At 54.9% G+C, this 21207-nt stretch carries 15 protein-coding genes; 7 read left to right on the forward strand and 8 right to left on the reverse strand.

The window, feature by feature from the left end; genetic code table 11:
- Window positions 1-44 precede the first annotated feature (44 nt).
- From argH to gatE, 3 genes are read left to right on the forward strand one after another with little or no spacing between them, the layout of a single operon-like run.
- On the forward strand, window positions 45-1526 hold the full coding sequence (argH, locus tag ACLQMU_RS02525; RefSeq protein WP_443673527.1) for an argininosuccinate lyase: 1482 nt from the start codon (window positions 45-47) through the stop codon (window positions 1524-1526).
- A gap of 26 nt (window positions 1527-1552) precedes the next feature.
- Window positions 1553-2761, forward strand: coding sequence for a Glu-tRNA(Gln) amidotransferase subunit GatD (gene gatD / locus ACLQMU_RS02530; protein ID WP_422148362.1), 1209 nt, complete (start codon window positions 1553-1555; stop codon window positions 2759-2761).
- On the forward strand, window positions 2751-4667 hold the full coding sequence (gene gatE, locus ACLQMU_RS02535; protein ID WP_424039066.1) for a Glu-tRNA(Gln) amidotransferase subunit GatE: 1917 nt from the start codon (window positions 2751-2753) through the stop codon (window positions 4665-4667). Before gatD ends, gatE begins: the two co-directional genes overlap by 11 nt.
- Before the next feature lie 5 nt (window positions 4668-4672).
- On the opposite strand, the gene ACLQMU_RS02540 is transcribed toward gatE, so the two are convergent.
- Window positions 4673-5203 (reverse strand): hypothetical protein, encoded by a 531-nt coding sequence (locus ACLQMU_RS02540; protein WP_424039068.1) that lies wholly within the window; start codon window positions 5201-5203, stop codon window positions 4673-4675.
- A 718-nt stretch (window positions 5204-5921) separates the two neighbouring features.
- Between ACLQMU_RS02540 and ACLQMU_RS02545 the strand changes: the two genes are divergently transcribed.
- Window positions 5922-6857 carry a hypothetical protein gene (locus tag ACLQMU_RS02545; RefSeq protein ID WP_443673522.1) on the forward strand — a complete coding sequence of 312 codons (936 nt, stop codon included), beginning with the start codon at window positions 5922-5924 and terminating at the stop codon, window positions 6855-6857.
- Between the two features lie 932 nt (window positions 6858-7789).
- Here the strand turns inward: ACLQMU_RS02545 and ACLQMU_RS02550 are convergent.
- Genes ACLQMU_RS02550 through ACLQMU_RS02560 form a run of 3 tightly spaced genes read right to left on the reverse strand, consistent with a single transcriptional unit; the run spans window position 7790 to window position 10836 of the window.
- Window positions 7790-8206 (reverse strand): GtrA family protein, encoded by a 417-nt coding sequence (locus tag ACLQMU_RS02550; RefSeq protein ID WP_422149382.1) that lies wholly within the window; start codon window positions 8204-8206, stop codon window positions 7790-7792.
- A gap of 45 nt (window positions 8207-8251) precedes the next feature.
- Window positions 8252-10681 (reverse strand): ArnT family glycosyltransferase, encoded by a 2430-nt coding sequence (locus ACLQMU_RS02555; protein WP_424038967.1) that lies wholly within the window; start codon window positions 10679-10681, stop codon window positions 8252-8254.
- Entirely contained in the window at window positions 10678-10836 is a 159-nt protein-coding gene (locus ACLQMU_RS02560; RefSeq protein WP_424038966.1) for a hypothetical protein, read from the reverse strand. The genes ACLQMU_RS02555 and ACLQMU_RS02560 overlap by 4 nt, the downstream gene beginning before the upstream one ends.
- Window positions 10837-11333: 497 nt before the next feature.
- Between ACLQMU_RS02560 and ACLQMU_RS02565 the strand changes: the two genes are divergently transcribed.
- The 3 genes from ACLQMU_RS02565 (at window position 11334) to ACLQMU_RS02575 (ending at window position 14518) form a co-directional block, all read left to right on the forward strand.
- Window positions 11334-12101, forward strand: coding sequence for a helix-turn-helix domain-containing protein (locus tag ACLQMU_RS02565; protein WP_424038965.1), 768 nt, complete (start codon window positions 11334-11336; stop codon window positions 12099-12101).
- 53 nt (window positions 12102-12154) lie between these two features.
- A complete protein-coding gene (locus ACLQMU_RS02570; RefSeq protein ID WP_424038964.1) occupies window positions 12155-14113 on the forward strand; it encodes a protein kinase domain-containing protein in 1959 nt (652 codons plus the stop codon).
- A gap of 84 nt (window positions 14114-14197) precedes the next feature.
- Complete coding sequence (locus ACLQMU_RS02575; RefSeq protein WP_424038963.1) at window positions 14198-14518, forward strand: hypothetical protein; 321 nt, start codon at window positions 14198-14200, stop codon at window positions 14516-14518.
- Window positions 14519-15058: 540 nt separating this feature from the next.
- Here ACLQMU_RS02575 and ACLQMU_RS02580 read toward each other — a convergent pair.
- The 4 genes from ACLQMU_RS02580 to ACLQMU_RS02595 all read right to left on the reverse strand — a co-directional run bounded on the left by ACLQMU_RS02580 (window position 15059) and on the right by ACLQMU_RS02595 (window position 20936).
- Complete coding sequence (locus ACLQMU_RS02580) at window positions 15059-16642, reverse strand: PKD domain-containing protein (protein WP_443673523.1); 1584 nt, start codon at window positions 16640-16642, stop codon at window positions 15059-15061.
- 1003 nt (window positions 16643-17645) lie between these two features.
- Window positions 17646-18869 carry an ABC transporter permease gene (locus ACLQMU_RS02585; RefSeq protein ID WP_424040106.1) on the reverse strand — a complete coding sequence of 408 codons (1224 nt, stop codon included), beginning with the start codon at window positions 18867-18869 and terminating at the stop codon, window positions 17646-17648.
- Window positions 18866-19546 carry an ABC transporter ATP-binding protein gene (locus ACLQMU_RS02590; RefSeq protein ID WP_422149674.1) on the reverse strand — a complete coding sequence of 227 codons (681 nt, stop codon included), beginning with the start codon at window positions 19544-19546 and terminating at the stop codon, window positions 18866-18868. Before ACLQMU_RS02590 ends, ACLQMU_RS02585 begins: the two co-directional genes overlap by 4 nt.
- 10 nt (window positions 19547-19556) lie before the next feature.
- Entirely contained in the window at window positions 19557-20936 is a 1380-nt protein-coding gene (locus ACLQMU_RS02595) for a hypothetical protein (RefSeq protein ID WP_422149673.1), read from the reverse strand.
- Window positions 20937-21207 lie beyond the last annotated feature (271 nt).

The following is a 21207-nucleotide window of genomic DNA, read 5'->3' on the forward strand; positions in this document are numbered from 1 at the left end:
CGCGCACACACATGAGTGTACATAATTATGGTGAGGGAAAACGGATGCGGACCGATGTTGTGAGACTGGGACGCCTTTCAGGGGAGAGGACGGGAGAGATGATGCGCTTCCTCTCATCGATGAGATCCGACCGCTGTATTGCCGATGCCGATGTGCTCGTGGATATCGCCCACGTGCTGATGCTCGAACGGCAGAAGATCATCGGCACCGATATCGCAAAGCAGCTCCTGCCGGCGCTCCTCGAGCTCAACAGCGAAGGGGTTCCCGAGGAGGTCTTTGATGACCGGTTCGAGGACATCCACGCGGGGATAGAATCGCTCCTCATCGAAGCCGTGGGCCCTGATGTCGGCGGCCGCATGCACATGGGAAGGTCGAGGAACGACGAGGTTGCCACCTGCATCCGGCTCAAGCTCCGGGAAGACCTGCTCAAGCAGATGGCGGCGCTCCTCAAGGTCCGCGAAGTGCTCATCGCCCTTGCCGAGCAGCACCGTGAATCGGTCATGCCCGGCTTCACCCACATGCAGCACGCCCAGCCCACCACCCTCGCCCACCACCTTCTCGCGTACGAGCAGCAGTTCGCCCGGGATTTTGACCGACTCCGCGACGCGTATGCACGGGTCAACATCTGCCCGCTCGGGGCCGCTGCGTTCGCATCCACCGGCTACCCCATCGACCGGGAGTATACCGCAAAACTGCTCGCGTTCGATGGCCCGGTCGTCAATACCATGGACGCCGTGGCGACCCGTGACTTTGCTCTCGAAACCCTCGCCGATCTCTCTATCCTGATGGCAAACGTGAGCCGGCTCTGCGAGGAACTGGTCATCTGGAGCACCTCGTTTGTTAAGTTCGTCGTGCTCGACGATGCGTTCTGTTCGACCTCGTCGATCATGCCGCAGAAGAAGAACCCGGACTCCGCCGAGATCATGAGGGCAAAGACCGGGTCGGTCTTCGGGGCCTATACGGGAGCGCTCATGACCGTCAAGGGTCTCCCCATGAGCTATAACCGCGACCTCCAGGAGCTTACGCCCAACATCTGGCGCGGGATGCGGGACGCAAAGGAGAGTTTGCGTCTCCTCATCGACATGCTTTCGAGTGCCACGTTCGATACGGAGCGCATGAAAGAGGAGGCCGGCAAGGGTTTCTCGACCGCAACCGAACTTGCTGATACCCTCGTACGGGATTACGGTCTCCCCTTCCGCATGGCCCACAACATTGTCGGACGGGCAGTCCAGAAGGGAAATCTCTCCCTTGAGACCCTGGAAGCGGCGGCAAAGGAGCTCGATGTCGGGATCTCGCTTGCGGGTAAGGGGCTCACCCAAGACCAGATCGACAAGGCCCTCGATGTGGCACACTCGGTGGAGGTCCGGCGGGCAACCGGTGGCCCGGCGCCGTTTGCCACCAAGATCGCGATAGCAGACCGGAAGAAGCTGCTCGATGCGGATTCTGCGTTCATCGATGAGCGGCTGGCGAAGATCTCAAAGGCCAAAGAGGACCTGATATCCGATGCACGGAGGCTGGTAGCATAACGCCTTCGTTTTTTTCAGGCGACCAAATCACCTGCACCTATGGCAACAAAACACTCTCCGGCACCTACATCACCGATCGCGACGGCATGGCGGTCGTAAAACTCTCAAGCGGTTACAACATCGGCGTAGAAAAAGCGTGCTGCACGCTCGTCTCCCCTGCTCCTGCCTCTGCGTCCCGTGCGGTGCCTATCCGGCAGGACCCGAAGCTCCCCGAGCTTGCCATCATTTCCACCGGCGGCACGATCGCAAGCAGGATCGATTACCGGACCGGGGCCGTGACCAGCCAGTTCGACGCAGATGACATCCTGACCGCGATCCCGGCACTTGCGGAGATCGGGCGGTACCGCACTAAGGTGCTCTACACGATCCTCTCCGAGAACATGACGCCGGCGATCTGGCAGGAACTTGCCCGGGCAATCTACGATGAGATCAAGCACGGTGTTACGGGCGTCATCGTCACCCATGGCACGGACACAATGGCCTACAGCGCAGCAGCAGTCAGCTTCATGCTCGACACCCCGGTTCCGGTTGTCTTTGTCGGGTCCCAGCGTTCCGCCGACCGGCCGTCAAGCGACAACGCGATGAACGGGGTCTGTGCGGCGCTCGCGGCAGAGAGCGATCTCGGGGAAGTTGCCGTTGTCATGCATGCGACCACAAATGACGATGCCTGCGCCATCCACCGGGGCACCCGGGTCAGGAAGATGCACACCTCCCGGCGCGACGCATTCAAAAGCATCGGCATTCCCCCGGTCGGGATGGTAGACTATGCCACCCGCACCGTGACTCTCAGCGACGATGCCGTTCGCAGGGGCACGCGGAAACTCGCTCTGCACGACAAACTCGAACCGCACTGCGGCCTTGTCCAGTTCTACCCCGGCATGTCCCCCGACATCCTGAAGGCATACGAAGGGTACATGGGGCTCGTCCTCTCTGGGACCGGCCTTGGCCACGTGAGCACCGCGCAGATCCCGCAGATCAAAAACCTGATCGCGGGCGGGACGCAGGTGGTCATGACCTCGCAGTGCATGAACGGCCGGGTCTGCGACCGGGTGTACGACACGGGCCGCGACCTCCTTGCAGCGGGTGTCATCGAAGGCGGCGACATGCTCGCCGAAGTGGCGCTGGTGAAGCAGATGTGGGTGCTCGGGAATGAATGTGACCCTGAAAAAGCAGCGGCGCTGATGAAGACCGATCTCAAAGGCGAATGCATGCGGAGGAGCGCCCATGGACTGTAATGACTCAGGGCGCACGGTCTTATCCATAGTGGATGGAAAACTCGTCCTGCCGAAAACTAACTATAAAGATGTGGGCCTTGTAGCCGGGATCGAGATCCACCAGCAGCTGGACACCAAAGAGAAACTCTTCTGCCACTGCCCGACAACGCTCATGGATAATGCCGATCATACGGGTGATTTCTTCCGGTACCTTCGGGCGACCGAGAGCGAGATGGGCGCGATCGACCGGGCCGCACAGGAAGAGATGAAGCGGGCGAGAAAGTTCCAGTATTACACGTACCCCACCACCTGCCTTGTCGAGAATGATGAGGAGCCGCCCGCGCCGCTCAACGACGAGGCGCTCACCATCGGCCTCACCCTTGCAAAGACGTTTTGTATGACGCCGATCCCGCAGGTGCACGTGATGAGGAAACTCGTGATCGACGGCTCCAACACGAGCGGGTTCCAGCGCACGGCCCTTGTGGCCATCAATGGCGCCCTCCCGAACGGCGGGAACATCGAAACGATCTGTATCGAGGAGGAAGCGGCACAGCGGGTCAGGGACGACATCTTCTCCCTTGACCGTCTCGGCATCCCGCTCGTTGAGATCACCACCTCGCCCTGCATGCACACCCCCGAGGACGTCCAGCAGGTGGCCGAGTACATCGGCATGGTCCTCCGCTCCACCGGCGCGGTCAAACGCGGTCTCGGCACGATCCGGCAGGACGTGAATATTTCGATCAAGGACGGCGCCCGGGTCGAGATCAAGGGCGTGCAGGACCTTGCCCTGATCGCAGAAGTCGTGCGCCGGGAGGTCCAGCGACAGCAGGAACTCCTCGCAATCCGGAAGGAACTTGTCCAGCGCCATGCAAGCGTGGGCTCCGGGCAGATCGATATCACGGCCCTCTTTAAGGAGACCAAATCCGCAGTGCTCAGGAAGTCAAAGAAGATTTTCGCTCTCGTCCTGCCGGGCTTTGCCGGACTTGTCGGCCGCGAGATCCAGCCCGGCCGCCGGCTCGGGAGCGAGATGTCGGACTACGCGAAGAAGTGCGGCGTGGGCGGGATCTTCCACACCGACGAACTGCCCGCGTATGGCGTCACGGCAGACGAAGTTGCCCGGCTCCGTGAGTTCGTCCAAGCCAACGAGCAGGACGCCGTGATCCTTGTCTCGGGTGCAAACGAAAAGCAGGCTGCCTGCGCCTGGAACCAGGTGCACAACCGGGCGAAGCTTGCCCTCTCGGACAAGTCCGTGCCTGAAGAGACGCGCAAGATGCTCGAAGAGGGCAGCACCGCGTACATGCGCCCGCTCCCCGGCGCAGAGCGGATGTATCCGGAAACCGATGTGCTCCCCGTAATGATTGATGAGGCCCGGTGGAACGCGGTCACCGTGCCGGAACTCCTGACGGTCAAAGCCGAACGCTTCGCAAAAGATCTTGGCCTTGACCCGGCGGTCGCAAAGCAGATGGCGTTCTCAGAGTACCGTCCCCTCTTCGAGCGGGCGATTGCGGACGGGATCAAGCCAAACCTCGCGTCCCGCACGCTCCTCGCAACCCTCACGGAGATCCGGCGCGATGGTGCGGACACCGATAAGATCCCGGACGATGCAATCCTCTCGGTGCTCGAAGCAGTGGAGAAAGGCAGCGCCGCAAAGGAAGCAATCCCCGAAGTCCTCACGGCCATTGCCGGGGGAAGTTCGGCCAGGGATGCGATGGCAAAACTTGCCCCGACCGTCTCCCGCGACGAACTCGAAGCGGTGATCAAGAAGATTGTTGCCGAGCGGGCGGATTTTGTGGTCCAGAAGCAGAAGGGCGCTCTCGGGCCACTGATGGGCGTGGTGATGCAGGAGGTCCGGGGCTCGGTGGATGGGAAGGTTGTGAGTGAGCTGCTCAGGAAGGAGATCGAGAAGGTGCTGGGCGATAAGAAGTGAAGCGATTACTTCTCCTTTTCACAAACGATATCAATTTCTTTTAAAGATTCGATCAGCTTCAATCCCACTGGAATAACCACGCTTGCTGAAATCTGACCGATATCTCTGATTCGAGAAGCACCATCTAAAAGTTGAATTGCTCTTTCTATTACTGTCGCTTTTTCAAAATCGATAATTCTTTGAGAAGTTAATTTATCTAGAATTTTGTAATATTGGCTTGGATCTATTGGTGGATCCAGTTTTTGAGCAATACGTTTAAACTCATTATTCACTTCCTTTCTTATTATAGAAAGTCCGATATCAGGGGATTCCTTGTAAACATTTCGTTTTATGTTTTGAATCTGATTTGCATATTCTTCACGTAGCTTTTTCGGATTTGCATCTTTAAATTTATCAAATTTTTCTTCAATTTCTTGGGATTCTCTAAATAATATTTCCAATCCTGCAAACTTTATCGACTGTATTTCCGAAGATATGAATGGGATTAGTGCAACTATTATTAAGATGATTGTTATAACATCGACATCATAATACAAAAAAACATGAATTATCGCAAAAAAAATGGCTGTAAAGTATATTAGAAACGAACTTTGAGTTAATGAAATTCCTATTCGCAATATTAGGACCAAAAGATTTAACGATCTTGGGCTTGATTAATCTTACCGCCCATCTTCTGAATATTCAACCCCTCTTTTAAATCCGCTTCTTCCAAATTAAAACCGCAATAGAATTCTTACATATTCCAACCAAAATCATTAAAATTTAGGAATGGCATTTCATCATCACAAAATCTCACCATTTGTCTCATCGATTGAATTACGATTCCTCCCCCTCCCTGCTTCGCAGGGAGTCGCTCGGCCGCCTTGTCGGTGCCTCGCTGGGCAAGGAAGTGTCAGCCCGTTCTCTTCCTTGCCCGCCGCGGGGGCGCCCCGTCGGGGGCGGCGGGGGGAATCGTAAGTGTGTATCTTTAGTGCATCCCATAAACACTCTGCAAAGTGATGGTATATGGCAAAGAGTCCGATAAAAAGGAAGTCAAATGGTACGGAAATTCTAAACTCTTATGGGGAAAATCAAACAGTCTGGCTATTGTCAGAATTGTTGGGATAGAAGAATCGTACGAGAGTATACCGTGAGATTCCAAAGGAGAATTTTACTGACGATGTGCTAGAGAAAGATTTGTAATTTTTGATTATATCAAACTGCTTGCATGTTTTATAATAATGTTTATTTGATGAAACGTATCAGCTGAAATTAATGACTCCACGAGAGGAACTACAAAGTGATATTGAGGCTCTCAAAAAAGATCCGTTAGTTCTATTTTTTATAGGATTTGGAATTTTTTTGATTATTGCTGGTGGAATTGCCCTTAATCCCACACACCCTAACAATCAAATTGGTTATCCTCTTGTTGCGATAGGATTTGCTCTTACGGCTTTTGGTCTAAATCGATTTTCCAGCATTGAATCGGGATTGCAACTAATGAAAATTCTTACTAAAATTCAATCTGATATTGAGGAGATCAAGCATGGTGTTCACTTAAACAAAACCACAAACTGTGAAAAAAAGATGTTTAAACAACATAAGAATATCAAATCCCCCCTAATCGGGGGATTTTTTATACTGTTATTTATTATTGTGATCCTAATGGTATACGGAATGTATACTGACACCTCTTTCATTCAAAGTCAATTATTCGCAGTTATTATTGGCGCAATAATAGGCGCACTAATTGCGTTTCTATCATCGTATTATCTTTTTTGGGCTCATGAAAGGAATAAAATCAATGCGATAGCAAGAGGTTTCTGTGTAGAATTTAAGGTTTATAAAGACTGGCTGAATGAATGGATTTCCTATATAGGTAAATTGGATGACGTCAAGCTACAAAATAAAAATATTAGACTTGAAAATCCTTTTCCTACTTCTCTTAATAGAGCATTTTTTGATGAGGATTCATTATATTATCATTTCAGAAAAGAAGTTTTTGAATTTGATGAAGATACTTCAATGAAAATATTTTCATTTTATTCCTGTCTCAAGGGTGCTGATGAATCTAGACGAATTTTATTAAGTATTTTTAATGAAAGTTGGCATCCCCTCACTCAAAAAGAAGCACTTCTTCACATCAAAACTAATTTTGAGAAAGCTATGACTTTACTTTCAGAATTAGAGAGAGAATTAGGTTGTTCATAACGAGTGAATAGGAAATAAGTAGAGATTGTGGAGGATCAGCATCTTTTCCCTCTTATTACTGTTAACTATGTATTATTCCGGAAAAAGACCGGATCATAGGTCACCCCGACCTCCAAAAAAATCGGTAACCCCCTCCCCCCCACTTTGCAGTCCGCAAAAAAATGATCGGACCGATCGATCTCAGCAAGAGGTCGGGGTGACCTCTCCAATTCCAGCCCCCCGGCCTGTATTTCGCGTGGAGTTTCAGGCGAGAAGGGGTGGTCGGGTCGACCGTACTCAATAAGAGGTCGGTCCGGCCAATCTCCGAAATGATAGGGGCGACCTGTTGTGCAACAGAATCAAAGGTAGCCCCCTACCCCCCACGTTGAGGTCTTCAAAAAATGTGGTCGGACCGATCGATCTATGAGATCGGTCGTCCCGACCCTGATGCCCCCCACCAGTATGCCCCCAACCGGTGAAGCCCGGTACAGCACCCCCTTTATAAAGGAGGGCCGGGGCCGGACATACGTTCTCCCGGGATCTGTTCTCCGACGGAGGGGTTTCGTCATGGATCCGTGTCCGGAACGTTCCAGTGGAAATGGTGCCAATCCTCTCCACGAATTTTCGTTTAATCGGTTATTTTTGCAATCTGGCCGTTTTAAACAGGAAAAAACCGTGCAATTTAGCCGCGTTCTTTTCATCGCGAAAAAAGGGACGATCAATTGGTCATGTGGAGCACTAAAAAGGCCAGGAACGCACCTATTGCCGAAAATAGAGGGGCCCTGTACAGGGCAAAAACCGGGTGCGTTTTTTCGAAGAAATCCTTGGGATTCGCTGTCGGTCACATCGTATATGGCTGGCAAAGGGCATCCGGATAATGGGAAGCCCTTTTTCCTTGCGAAAAATCCCGATTTCCGCCAATCCTTCCCGGAACCTTCCCGAAAAAATCCGGATTACCGGCCTGCCTGCTCCGGATTCCTGAACGTGAACCTGCTCTGCCCGTGATAACTCCACAGGAACGCGAGGCAGGTTGCAACGATCTTTGCAAGAAGCGGGGTAAGTGAGAAAAAGGTGACCCCGAGCCACACGATCCCGAGATTGACCACCAGGCAGGAGATGGATATCGCAGAGAATGTTGCGAACTGCACAGCGGTTTTCGTACTCGTATCGTGGAAGGTGATGTACCTGTTCGCGAAGTAACTGACCACGATCCCGCAGCAGTACGAGAACGCGGCCGCGTACATGTACCAGATCCCGAGGTACGTGATGCACCAGTACATCAACCCGATGTCTACGAGGGATGAAAGCACCCCGACACAGAAGAACGGGACGATCCGCGAATGGGAAAGTCCTGCTATTCTCATCTCCATGGTCCTGCACCCTGCTCCTGTCCCGTGTATCATGGTTTTTGCGTATCAGGCTGCCCCGAGGCAGTCGTAGAGGGTACCGGACCCTCCCCCGGGGTTTCCGCTCATTCCGCCAACGGTGGCAGTGGCGTTCCCCGTACCGGACGGGAAACCCGCGCCGGTCATGGTGCCCGGGCTTCCGGTCATCCCGGGCAGGGACAGGCTGTCGCTGCCAGTCAGGTTTGCCGTGCCGGTCGTTGAGCCTCCCCACTCCGATGCGGGGACTGCCGTGCAGTGGGTGGCAACCCAGGAAAAGATCTCGCTGTTTCCGCCGCCCATTCCACCGCTCCCGGCTCCTCCGGTCTCGAAATACCGGACCTTGTCCTTATGGATGTAGTTTTCGAGGGAGGTCACGTTCAGGACCTGGTCGCTCCCGGTAAACCCGCCCAGGCACATGACCGGCTTTCCGGTCTCGATGATCAGGTTCGCCCCGGTTTGGGCGCTCGGCACCGCGAGTATCCATGTTTCATTAGTGGTGTGGGAGTGCAGGAATTGTGCAAGCGCGTCAGTTGAGGTATCGTCTCCTCCCATTCCCACCCCCTGCGGCCCTCCGCTCATGGCGGAAACACCCCGGGACTGGTTGCGCTGGAACTCCCCTGCATCACCCATCCCGGAGGTCCTGAAATCTCCCGCGCCGGGGAATGCAGACTCCCCGGCCATTCCGTTTATCATTTCGCTGCCCATACCTCCCATGCCGCCCTGGGAGCCCTGCGGTCCTGCGGTCGGGATGGTGCCCCCGTTCCCGGTCATGATCGGCGTGCAGGACCAGACCAGCGGGGCGATAATGAGGATGCCGAGGGCAACTGCAACGAGCGGCAGCTGGTATTTGACCAGAGCATCCGACTTTTTAATCTGCATCCCGGCAAGGAGCCCGGCGCCTGCAAGCGTCCCGAGGAGGACAAGGGGGATGAGGGGGCCAGCAAAGTCCGCATTATACGAAAGGAACAGGACCTGGATGAGACCGGTGACGAGGACGGCGGCTACAAGGAGCCAGCCGGCCCGGCTGCCGCTTATGTATTTCTGGTACATCCCGGCTGCCCCGATCCCGACGAGCCCCGCAATCGGGGGCGCTATCGTCGCGATGTAGTAGTCGTGCCAGAACCCGGTGGTGAAGCTGAAGTACAGAAGGCCGGGGATCAGCCAGAGCAGCATGGCGAGGAGGACAAGGGCCTTCTCGTTCAGGTATCCTGCCTCCGCAAATCCCCTGAGTGAAAGTGCCGTTGGTCTCCGCGCCCAGGCAAGCACTCCTATAATGGCAAATACAAGGAGCCAGGAGATGTCCCCCGCAAGCCCTTCCCGGAAGACCCGGAAGATGCCCGGGGTTCCACCACTGTTCATGCCGCCACCGCCGCCCATGCCTGAAGATGAGCCGGTCAGGAATCCAGGTATTCCTGACTGCTGCGCTCCGGAGGAGGACTGCCGGGGACCCTGGCCGGAAGAGGGCATCATGCCCGGCGATCCACCGGGGCCACCGGAGGTACTCCCGGACGCACCCGGGCTGCCGCCCGGTCCTGATACTGTGGAGCCGGCGGATCCTGCCTCACCGGGAGCTCCCATCATGCCGCTGCCCGATTCCTGGCCCGGCTGCCCGCCGGATAAGCCAACGGGCCCTCCATTACCCTGACCGCCGAGCAGGCCGTTTAACCCGAGACGGTTGAGGCCGTTATAGTTTATCGCAAGGCCAAGGACCGTATTGTCCCCGCTGCCCCCGATATAGGGGCGCTGTTCAGCGGGAATCGAATCGACAACGGCCGCCCATGAGAGGGAAACGGCAAGAAGGACGAGTACGGCAAGGCCGACATGGAGTATCCGTTTCTTCCAGGTATAATCTGTCGTCCCGATGATATAGACCCCGAGAACGGCCGGGACAATGATGTATGCCTGGATCAGCTTGATGTTGAACCCGATCCCGATAAGGATGGCCGAAACAAGGAACCACGGAAGGGATCGTTCCCGGGCTGCCCTGAGTACGGCCCAGACCGCAAGGAGAAGGACAAAGATCAGCTGGGAATCCATCGTCCCGTTGCGGGCGATTGCGACAAAGATCGGGGTCAGGGCAAGGGCAAGGGCTGCAACAAACCCCGCCGGTTTCCCGAACGGGCGGGAGACAATGAAATAGATAAGTGCCACTGATCCGATCCCGGCGAGTGCCTGGGGGAGGATCAGAATCCAGTCGTGGAATCCCAGCACTGCAGCAAAAGCCGCCTGGACCCAGAGGCCGACCGGGGGCTTGTCAACCGTGATAAATCCGGCAGGATCAAAGGAGTTAAAAAAACCGGCTACCGGGTTGACGAGCATGCTTTTTACTGCGGCCGAATAGTAGTAGTTCGTGTCGCCCTGGTTCCAGATATTCCAGATATTCAGGAATGCCGAAAGGGCGAGGATCGCACAGAGCAGGCACTCGGCCCGGTGCCGTCTCAAATACAGGAAGATGTTCATATTACCCGCCGCTGGACAGTCTCGATAATGTGGGATATTTCCTTCGCGCGTTCCTGGCTGTGATCAGGCAAATTCCGTTCTATCCCCGACAGGCTCTCCTGGATCCTGGCGATCTCATCCGAGGTAATAATAAACCACGTGGGCCGTTTTGTCATGGCGTCTGACGCTCCCTGGTGCTTGTCCGGACAGAATATTTCCTTTTGTAATCGTTGTGCTCCGGCACCCGGGTTTTTGAGAAAGAGTTCCCTTTTGCCCGTACGGTATCGGGTTATTTTTATCCTGTCTGCTGTCATGACAGGATTGCAGGGCTTTCGTGCCGGAACAATTCCTGCAGGTACCTCGCCGGGATCTCTGTCCTGCTTTCCGGTTCTTCACCATGACGATGGATATATTGATGATATGGTGCCGGTAAAAGCAACGGCCCCGGACCGGAAATATTGAACCTCCAGGGATCATATATTGCCCGCCCGCGCCGGTCATTATGGTCGCATCGTTCCCGTCTGTGTTGCCTGAAAGCCGGTACACGTTTTTTTCGTGAATCCAGCGGTAAAACAATTGAAATACCAACCTATTTTATTCCACGAAATGATAGTATTGTAAAGCGTACCGGCCATTTCCTTGTACGCCATCCGGTCAACCGGGGTCTTCAAGCATGGCAGAAAAAAAGACGGTGTGTGTTTCAACCGATCCGGAGTTCATCCAGGAATTATCTGAATATCTCGAAGTACTCTCCAACCCGGTGCGGCTCAGGATCCTCAAGGTGATCGAACGGGAGCCAAAGGAGATAAGCGAAATCGCCTCCCGCATCGACACCAGCTACGCGAATACCAAGAAGCACATCGATCAGCTCGTCCGTATAGGCCTCGTCAAAAAAGAGGCCGGGTTCGGGCGGGAGACCGTAAAGGGCATCCACCCGGTCTGGAAATTTTCCCTTGCCGAAGGCAGCCTGGAGATGCTGATCAGGAATCTCGGCGTCTTTTCCCGGGTGAACATCCCGATCGGGTTTGGCGGGATACAGGAAAAACTCGAATCGGTACGGGCGGCTGTTGCAAAAGAGCCGGGCACGAATTACCCGGCGCTCCATCTCCTGAGCGGGAGCCGGGCCGGACAGACGTTCCTGCTCAAAAAAGATCATATCGCGGTTGGCAGGTCCGATCCCGATATCCCTTCGCGGAGCGGCGAAAGCGACATCGTGCTTCCTGAAGAGTACGTGATGGTCACCCGGATCACAAAACCTCACGCGGTCATCTCCCGGTCTGCAGGCAGCTGGCAGATCGAGGATCGGGGCAGCTCCGGGGGCACCTACGTGAACACGGAACTCATCGCGCCTATGCACAAGACCGGGCTCAAAGACGGGGATCTCATCGACTGTGCACTGGGTAAGAATGCAGCGCGGTTCCTTTTTATCGCTGACAAGTGACGGGGTTTGCGGGGCCCGGGCGACCCGCGCCAAAAAAGGAGTGGAGGAGTAAGATGCAGAAGGCAGGACAGATCGCCGTTTTTCTCTGCATCTTTCTTGCGGTTGTCCTTGCCGTTTCACCGGTCTCGGCAAAAGTCATCACGTACGACGGGAAAGGTACCGCCACAATACAGGATGTGATCAATAACGCGAGTAACGGTGACAGCATCTTCCTTGCCGGGGGAACCTATGATGAAAACATCGTCATCGACCGGTCCCTTGTGTTTGGTGCACTTGATTCAAACGATCCTCCCTATATTGTATCCAGCGGGGCCGGTGCAGGGATCACGCTTTCCGCTGACGGTATCACCATAAACGGCGTGACCATCACCGGGAATGCCTCATATGGCCTTTTGGTACTCTCGAATAACAACCGGATCAGTTCTGCCACGGTGTCGGGACATGACATCGGGCTCGCCCTGAAATCCGCATCCAGTAATATATTCTCTGAAAATACCATCACCGGCAACAGCGTCGGTATCGATGTGGATCGCATGTCCCGTTCCAATACGTTTTTCCTCAATACCTTCAATAATACGCTTGATGCCATCAGCCAGTCTGCTGACACGAGCTGGTTCTCGGCCCGGCAAAATTACCAGTACCGGGGTAAGGATTTTTCCGGCCCTCTGGGGAACTTCTGGACAGGGGCAGGTGCGACCGACAGCAACGGTGACGGGATCGGGGATGAGCCCTTCACTCTCGTGTCAGCCGGGCAGAATAGTCACGGCGCAGCCGGGATAACAGACCCGGCGCCGCTCGCCAGCCCCCCGTCAGCATTTACGCTCACGAACTCTGCGCTGGCAGTCAATACCTCCCCGCTGGGCGGTCTTGAACCACCTGCGGGATTACCCTCCTCGCTCCAGCCGGATAATGTGCAGGTCGCCATCACGTCCGGGTCTTCCCTTTCACCGTATACCGGTCCCCTCCAGTTGGGACAAAATCCCCAGGGGCAGCCACCCAACCCGGTGACCGGCTTCATCATCCAGTTCTGGTGGCTGGTCCCGGTCGCACTTGTGATCTCTGCGGTAGGCGGGATCTGGTTTGAACGGTCCCGCAGGAGAGGACAGGAGCATCTCCCGCACGATCATACCCCTTCCTGGGAGTCACGGAACGTGACTGTGGTGAAAAATCCGGCCGGGACCGCTCCCTCCGAGGTGCCCGGGCATGAGTATGCCGTCCGCCTGCCCGCAGCACTTGAGAAAAAATACCCGGGTGCGGAATATATCGCGGAGGGCGGGGTTTCCCGGGTATTCCGGGCACACGACGAGAAGAACGACCGCTGTGTCGCGGTGAAAGTCCCGATCCGGTTCGACGAGGTGACCGGATCCCAGTTCACCAAAGAACTCAATGTGTGGGAGGGGCTCCATCACAAAAATATTGTCGAACTCTATGCAGCAAATATATTCCCCCGGCCCTATATCGAGATGGAATATGTCGCGTCATCCCTTGCGGAAATGCATTTTCCCATCGATGAAAAGAAGGCTGCAGCAATCATTACCGGGGTTGCTGAGGGACTACGGTACGCCCACGATCAGGGGATTGTCCACAGGGACATAAAGCCCGGCAATATCCTGATTGCACCCGACGGGACGCCAAAAATTACTGACTGGGGACTCTCCAAGGCAGAGGGAACAAAACAGTCGGGCCTCATCGGTTTTTCCCTGGAATACGCAGCTCCGGAACAACTGGCCCCCAACCTCTACGGGGAGCCCGGGCCATGGACTGACATCTACCAGATGGGCGTTCTCTTCTACGAGATGCTGTCCGGGCATGTACCCTTTGCAGGCGACGGCATGGGGGAGATCACGCATGCGATCCTGCACGACGAACCGGCACCGGCGTTATCCGGTGGCAGGAACGCAGATGCCATCAATGCAATCATCGCAAAATGCCTTCGGAAACGCCCGCAGGACCGGTACGCCTCGGTCGCGGAACTGTTAAAAGATCTTGACGGTCTCGTTTTTGCAGAGTGACGGCAGGCGAAAAAAGAGAAACGGTTGATCCCTGCCGCCTGCCACCTCTTCGTATCCTGTCTTCTTTACTGCGTTGCCGGAGGAGTGCCTGATGGCATTGTTCCCGAGGGTGCAGCACCGGATGGCGCTGTGCCATTCATCATTCCTCCCGGTGGGGTGCCTGAGGGTGCCGTACCATTCATCTCTCCACCCGGTGTACCCGAAGGTGCGGTGCCGGACGGCGCTGCACTGTTCCCGCCTGCCTGCTGGGTCCCTGTTGTGGACGGGGTGGACGACGAAACCGCGTTGCTGCTGGACGGCACAGAAGTACTTGTGGAACTTTGCGTACAACCGGCAATCATGATTCCTGCGATGAGGATTGCTGATGCAATCAACATGAGTATACTGCTTTTTTTCATGGAATAAATCTCCTGAAACATCCGGATACCTCTCCTTGTGCCGGATGTATCTTTTCTTTTGCGGGCCCTGCACCCTGGCATCAGGTCACGCAAACGAAATCCCGTATGAAGCGTTCTTACATTATCTTTTCCCTGTCCTTTTGCAGGGGAGGTAACGCAAGGATGCAATGCACTATGATCATACAGGATTTCTTACTATCAGCCTTTATATCTCATGATCTCCCTGGCAGGGGGATCATTCTCTCTTCTCATGATCGTCTGCTCTATTATATTCGCAGCATGGGGGGAGTGATACCCTGAATTCAACCAATGATTAATTGAACCGGCAGGTGAACAATATGCTTACAGGTCTCTACAGTGTGACGCCACCTTTGTTTTAAATGCCCATGGCAGGCCACGGGTACTGCATATAAGCCGGATGTATCGTTTAAAATACCGTATTCCTTTACTATCCCGGCAGGCCGGACACCTGTCCTGTCGAAGCGAATCGGGCACAGGAATCGTGAGGAGGGATGGCTGAGGCGTGCGGCACCGTTGCTTTCCCGCCTCACAGTTCCCTCCCGCCGGCGTGATGAGGGCCACGCGGGGGTCTTTTCAGAAAGAACCATGCTGCCAAACCAATCACAACCAGTACCAGTACTCCGGCAACCGGAAGGATGCCCGATGATCCCCCTGAGGCAGATGCCGTCGTGTTTTCGGCGGAAGGAACGGAGGTCAGGGTCACCGCGACTTCGGTCGAGACGGGAGTGGTTGCCGCCGTGTTTACCGCCTGGAGCGGGGTGGTCGTCGCTTCCGTGACCGTGATGTACCCGCTCCGTGTTGCCGTGTTGCTCCCCCCGGTATTTGCTGCCGTCAGCTTGACCGTATAGGTGCCGCTTGCAGAATACGTATGGGACGGGTTCTGCAGGGTCGATGAATCCCCGTCCCCGAAGGACCATAACCACGCGGTCGGGGAATTATCCGAGGTATCGGTGAACTGGACGGTAAGAGGAACAGTTCCCCCGGTTACATCTGCAGTAAAAGATGCATCCGGGGTGTTCGCATCTTTTACCACGGTTATGTAGTCCGATGCAGCAGTCACGTTGCTCCCCGCTGAATTATACGCAGTCAGTTCGACAGTATAGGTGCCGGTGCTCGTGTAGGAATGGGTCACGTTCTGGTCTGACGAGGTGTAGCCATCGCCAAATTCCCATATCCATGAGGTTGGCGAATTGGTTGAAGTGTCCGTGAAATTGACGGTAAGCGGCTCAGGGCCCTCGGTGACATTTGCCGTAAAAGATGCAACGGGGATTGAGAGATCAACGCTGATATACCCGGTCTCGGTCACCGTGTTGCTGCCTGCCGCATTGGTTGCGGTGAGCGTTACCGTATAGGTCCCGGCACTTGTATAGGTGTGGGAGGGGTTCTGGGATGTCGATGAACCCCCGTCGCCGAACGACCAGACCCACGACGTCGGGGAGTTCGTGGACGAATCCACGAACTGGACCGGGAGCGGTGCTGTTCCGGAGATTTCCGCTGCTACGAACGATGCGACCGGTACCGTGGCGACCCTCGCGACCGTAATCGAGTCGGACTCCGAGATCGTGTCGCTGCCTGCCGCATTGGTCGCGGTGAGCGTTACGGTGTAGGTCCCGGCACTTGTATAGGTGTGGGAGGGGTTCTGGGATGTCGATGAACCCCCGTCGCCGAACGACCAGACCCACGACGTCGGGGAGTTCGTGGACGAGTCCACGAACTGGACCGAGAGCGGAACGGTGCCGGACGTCACATTCGCGACAAAAGCCGCGACGGGGGCGGAACCTGATTTGCTGACCGTGATGTACCCGCTCTGGGTATCCGTGTTACTGCCTGCTGAATTGGTGGCAGTAAGAGTCACCGTATAGGTGCCCGCACCTGAATACGTATGTGAAGGGCTCTCTGTGGTTGAAGTACTTCCGTCGCCAAATGACCACATCCATGATGTCGGGGAATTTGTGGATTCATCGATGAAGAGCACGTTGAATGGCGCTGTACCGGAGGTTGCATTCGATGCAAAAGCTGCCACCGGTGTTGACACCGCGGCTGCCGGCAGGATGAACAACATACTGGCAAGGAGAAGGGAAAAACCCACCAGCAGTGGGATATTTTTCATGACATTCCTTCTGAACATGAAGGCTTGCGGATCTGCCGCATGAAGTGGGGTATGCATAATGACGCCTTTATGATACCCGATCCCCCACTTCGTTATTTATTATGAGAACATGAGACCGGTGAAATATTCCCCCAAAAGAGTTATTATTGAACCGGGCGGTAGAGGGTATCCGCTTATGCCCGTGATACACGTTCTTTCCTTGTTTTCGTCCACCAGGCAACCATAGTAAAAAGAGGGTAGAAAAGGGATCGATGATCCCGGTCATGTCCGGCAAACCCGGTGGACACTGCAGGTTTTGCCCCCGCTGGGTATAAAACCGGTGACCGGTTCTTTTCTCTGCCGGAATCCCGGGGAGATCCTCGGGTGAGATCCCACCGGGTGCTAATATATCATCGCTGCTTCGCGGTTGACACCACGTTTGCGGTATCGGGTTTTCCTGCCTTTCCTGATCGTATGCTCATCAATTGTGTTTCATCACGGACTCTTTTGGCCCATTTTTATCCGTGGATCACCTGCAGTGCCGGATGCAAGGGGTTGACGGATATACCGGTTTTTCAGGTTCCTTTAACAAACACGGTTTTCCTCGCTCCGGGGTAACTTTCGTGCCGTATTCATTCACAGGGTTGCTTAACCCCTTTTATGGTTCACCTCCCGCCGGTGACTACCCTTTCCGATACTCACCATGCATGCCGATGGATGCACAGGGTCTTATAATCCTCTCATTGACAAAGTGAAATTATTTATTCTTTCCAGGGATTGATTAAACTTCAGGGTGCAGGATATCCGGTTGATGAATGGTTGTCTCAAAAAGGCACGGTGATGGAGGTACCCGCATCCACAAAAAAATTTAGTGGGATCTGTGCTCTTTTCTTCTTTTTGCCCGGTTTATCTGCGTCAGTTTTGGCATGATTACTTTTGAGATGACACGCCGGACATAATATTTCAGCAGTACGGACATGACAGTTCCCGCTCCCGGCAGTATCTTACCGTCCCTGCCACAGGGTCACTCGCTCCTGAGTGCATCGATCGGGTCCATGTTCGAGGCCATCCATGCCGGGTACACCCCGGATATGACACAGACCACCACACCGATCAGCATGGCTGCCGGCACATACAGGATACTGGCCGGCTGGAAGAAGTACGCCGTCGTGCCGATCATCGCGTCCACCACGGAGTACCCGATGATCAGGCTGCTTGCCCCCCCGATCCCGGCACCGAGGAGTCCGAGAATGAATGCTTCATACACGAACATCCGGCGCACCTCGCCTTTTTCAGTACCTATGGAGAGCAGGATGCCTATCTCCTGGATCCGTTCTGAAACCGACATCATCATCACGTTAAAGATGCTCACGGCTGCAACGAGGAGCGCTATTCCACCGATTGCCTCAAGGAACTCAGTCTCTGTGCTCAATGTTGCCGTCTCTGTTGCGAGCTGCGATGACGCATCCGTGATCCGCACCGCCGGGGATTTTGCATTGGTGTTGACCTTGTCGTCTATGGCACTTTCAATGTCACTGATGTTGTCCACATCCTTAACGATCACGTTTACCTGGGTCCACTCGTTCTTCCCGCCGTACTGGTCGGTATACCACTTGCTGTTCACCACGATCCCGTTATCCGTCGAAACGCCATCGGCAACGGTCCCCCGTGGATTGAGGACCCCGGCAATGCGCAGCTCGGGCCGGGACGAGGATGAGAACGATCCGATCCTGATGCGGGTCCCCACTTTGAGGTTGAACTCTTCTGCGAGTGTTGACCCGACCAGAACTTCGCCTGTCCCGATCTCCGTTGTACCGTTACCATAGGTCTGATTCAAGGTGAGGAACTTCCCGATGTCGCAGGGGTCGATACCGTAGATCATTCCCCTGCCGGCTACGGAATTGATCGTAAACTCGCCGCTTGTGGAATAAATGGGGATCACCGTGCCGTTCGATCCCACCGCCGAGGTGATCTTCGTCAGCTCGGTCTTGGTCACCCCGGAAGATGAGGATGACGACGGGGTGAAACCCGGCGGCCCCATCCTGACAGTATCCGAGGATATGACAATGGTGTTTGCCGTTGCCGAAAGCTGCTCTTTGACTTCCAGCTGCATGTTAGTGCCGAGCATTCCCATCGATGAGATCGCAACCACACCGATCACAATGCCGATCGCGGCAAGCATCGACCGCAGGAAGTTCAGCCGGACGCTCCGGACAGCGAGGTTAAAGAAGATGTCCCCTTTGATCATGATTCTGCAATCCTCCCGTCCACCAGCCTGATGGTGCGGTGGGCATATTCCGCGATCTTCGGGTCGTGGGTCACGAGGATAACTGTCTTTCCGTCCCTGTGCAGGCCGCAGAGGATATCCATGATCTGGTACCCGGTTTTGCTGTCGAGATTCCCGGTCGGCTCGTCGCAGAGAAGGATCTTCGGGTCGTTTACGAGCGCCCGGGCAATGGCCACCCGCTGCTGCTGGCCTCCCGAGAGCTGGGTGGGGCGGTGGGCGCTCATGTCCCGGTCAATACCCACCGCTTCGAGCAGGGCGGCGGCCTTGCCGGTCGTATCCCTTTTTTTGTATTTCAGTATGAGCGGGTACTCCACGTTCTCGTATGCCGTAAGAAGAGGGATCAGGTAGAATTTCTGGAAGATATACCCGATCGTATCCCTGCGCATGTGCGTCCGCTCGAGATTTGACATTTCAGCCACGTCCCTTCCCGAGATGTACAATTTTCCCGATGTGGGGACATCGAGGATTCCCAGCTGGTTCATTATGGTCGATTTACCGGAACCTGACGGTCCCATGATTGCGATAAAATCGTTTTCCCCAATTTCAAGAGAGACGTGATCGAGAGCGGTAAAGTTTCCGCTCTCCAGGTGATACGTCTTTGTCACGTCCACAAGCTGGATGATGGGGGTATCGGTCATGTCCGATCCCTCACTGCTTCTTGTTCAGTTTTGCGAGGATCCATTTCCGCTTTGTCCACAGGACAATGCCGACAATGAGGGCGATGCCCGCGCCTATGACCGGGTAGAACGAACTGATCCCGCCGCCTTTGCTTCCCGAGAAAAGCGACGTGACGCTGCTGCTACTGCTACCGCCCGGGCCGCCCATCCCACCGGGTCCGCCGCTCATATCGCCGCTGGGTCCGCCCGTCATGGAGCTGGCCGAGCCGGATGAGGTCTGGGTCCCGGTTGTGCTGCTGCTGGCGGTACCGGCAGTCCCTGCGTCCGAGCTGAGATCGAGGGTTTTCGTAATGTTATAATCGTTTCCCGAGGAATCCTTCCAGCTGACGACCAGCGGGACGGCAGAGAGATCGTTTGCGGTAAAGGTGACATCGAAACTCCCGGAATCATCGGAAGCGATACTGCCGATTGCATACACGGGGTAGGTTCCGGTTGCGACGGCCGGAGACCCGACCGTTACGGTCACCCCGTAGGCATCCGTGATGCCGGCATTGGTGACATCACCGGTGATCTCTTTTGTCGTGCCCGACGACGTGAGTTCCACGTTGTTGACCACCGGCACCGCGGCTGTTTTGTCCTGCCCGATGTTGATCGGTAATTCTACCTGACTGTAATGGGTGTTGTCACCATTCTGGTAACTGATATTGAAGACGAGGTCCGATGCCTCGTGGGGGGTGATGCCGAAGGTAGTATCTGTGGAAGTGCAGGGACTCAGAGTGGAAATAAGTTCCATGGATGGGTCCGAATCAATACCGGTTCCCTCAGGAGTTATCACGACATTTTTTATTTCCCCGTCGCGGGTGTTCATAAGGGTGAGCGTCACATTCTGCTCGGCTTCTGGTGCAAACGAGGTAGGTTTCGATGTGACAGCAGCGGTGAGATTGTTTGAGCTTACATCGATCTTTATCGGGTAATTTATGGCATTGCCGCTTTGCGTCCCGACGGAAAACAAGGCGTAATAGGTCCCGTCCGGTGGTTTTACCGTGAACCTGATCGAGTACGTTATTGTCGATCCGGCGCCGACAAAACTCATGCCTTCCCACTCATTTGCCTGGACATTGAGTTTTGAACTCATAAGGTCGGGGTGGGAAAGCCCGATAGCCGATGTTCCGCCGTTCGTGAGCGTCACGGTGACGGTTCCCTGGTCGCCGGGGAAGAATGACGACGGGTCCAGGGTCACGTTTGAGACATAGACCAGTGCTGCAGCATCGACACTGGTACTACTCGTGCTCGATGAACTGCTGGAACTGCTCGTAGAACTGGTAGTACTACTGGATGAATCATCAGCATAGACCGCTGATACCATCAGAAGTATCAGAATGAGACCAAAAATCCCCTGTTTTATTTTCATAGGTTCTCCGTTTTTATGCAATTTCCTGACCCCGCTCATGAGGGACTATTGCCCCGGTGATGCGGACCCGGCGAACAATTTCCGGGAGGTGCTCCCGTAACATGACCGGGTCCCGTATCCCGGATCAACAATCCTTTCCGGAGAGGTCACGTGTATCACCCTTCATACCGGAACTATTATATTCACTCCATGAGTGTTGGCAAATTATCTGCAAAAACCGGTGTACCTTTAACCGGGCAGTTCACTATATCCGGACTTTCCTCTCATCCCG

It is taken from the genome of Methanoregula sp. (assembly GCF_052325125.1).
Classification (GTDB): Archaea; Halobacteriota; Methanomicrobia; order Methanomicrobiales; family Methanospirillaceae; genus Methanoregula.

Bases quoted from the DNA above. Each gene is read 5' to 3' on its own strand.
- argH (WP_443673527.1), top strand. From the start codon at position 45: ATGCGGACCGATGTTGTGAGACTGGGACGCCTTTCAGGGGAGAGGACG.
- gatE (WP_424039066.1), top strand. From the start codon at position 2,751: ATGGACTGTAATGACTCAGGGCGCACGGTCTTATCCATAGTGGATGGA.
- ACLQMU_RS02545 (WP_443673522.1), top strand. From the start codon at position 5,922: ATGACTCCACGAGAGGAACTACAAAGTGATATTGAGGCTCTCAAAAAA.
- ACLQMU_RS02550 (WP_422149382.1), bottom strand. From the start codon at position 8,206: ATGGAGATGAGAATAGCAGGACTTTCCCATTCGCGGATCGTCCCGTTC.
- ACLQMU_RS02555 (WP_424038967.1), bottom strand. From the start codon at position 10,681: ATGAACATCTTCCTGTATTTGAGACGGCACCGGGCCGAGTGCCTGCTC.
- ACLQMU_RS02560 (WP_424038966.1), bottom strand. From the start codon at position 10,836: ATGACAAAACGGCCCACGTGGTTTATTATTACCTCGGATGAGATCGCC.
- ACLQMU_RS02565 (WP_424038965.1), top strand. From the start codon at position 11,334: ATGGCAGAAAAAAAGACGGTGTGTGTTTCAACCGATCCGGAGTTCATC.
- ACLQMU_RS02570 (WP_424038964.1), top strand. From the start codon at position 12,155: ATGCAGAAGGCAGGACAGATCGCCGTTTTTCTCTGCATCTTTCTTGCG.
- ACLQMU_RS02580 (WP_443673523.1), bottom strand. From the start codon at position 16,642: ATGAAAAATATCCCACTGCTGGTGGGTTTTTCCCTTCTCCTTGCCAGT.
- ACLQMU_RS02585 (WP_424040106.1), bottom strand. From the start codon at position 18,869: ATGATCAAAGGGGACATCTTCTTTAACCTCGCTGTCCGGAGCGTCCGG.
- ACLQMU_RS02590 (WP_422149674.1), bottom strand. From the start codon at position 19,546: ATGACCGATACCCCCATCATCCAGCTTGTGGACGTGACAAAGACGTAT.
- ACLQMU_RS02595 (WP_422149673.1), bottom strand. From the start codon at position 20,936: ATGAAAATAAAACAGGGGATTTTTGGTCTCATTCTGATACTTCTGATG.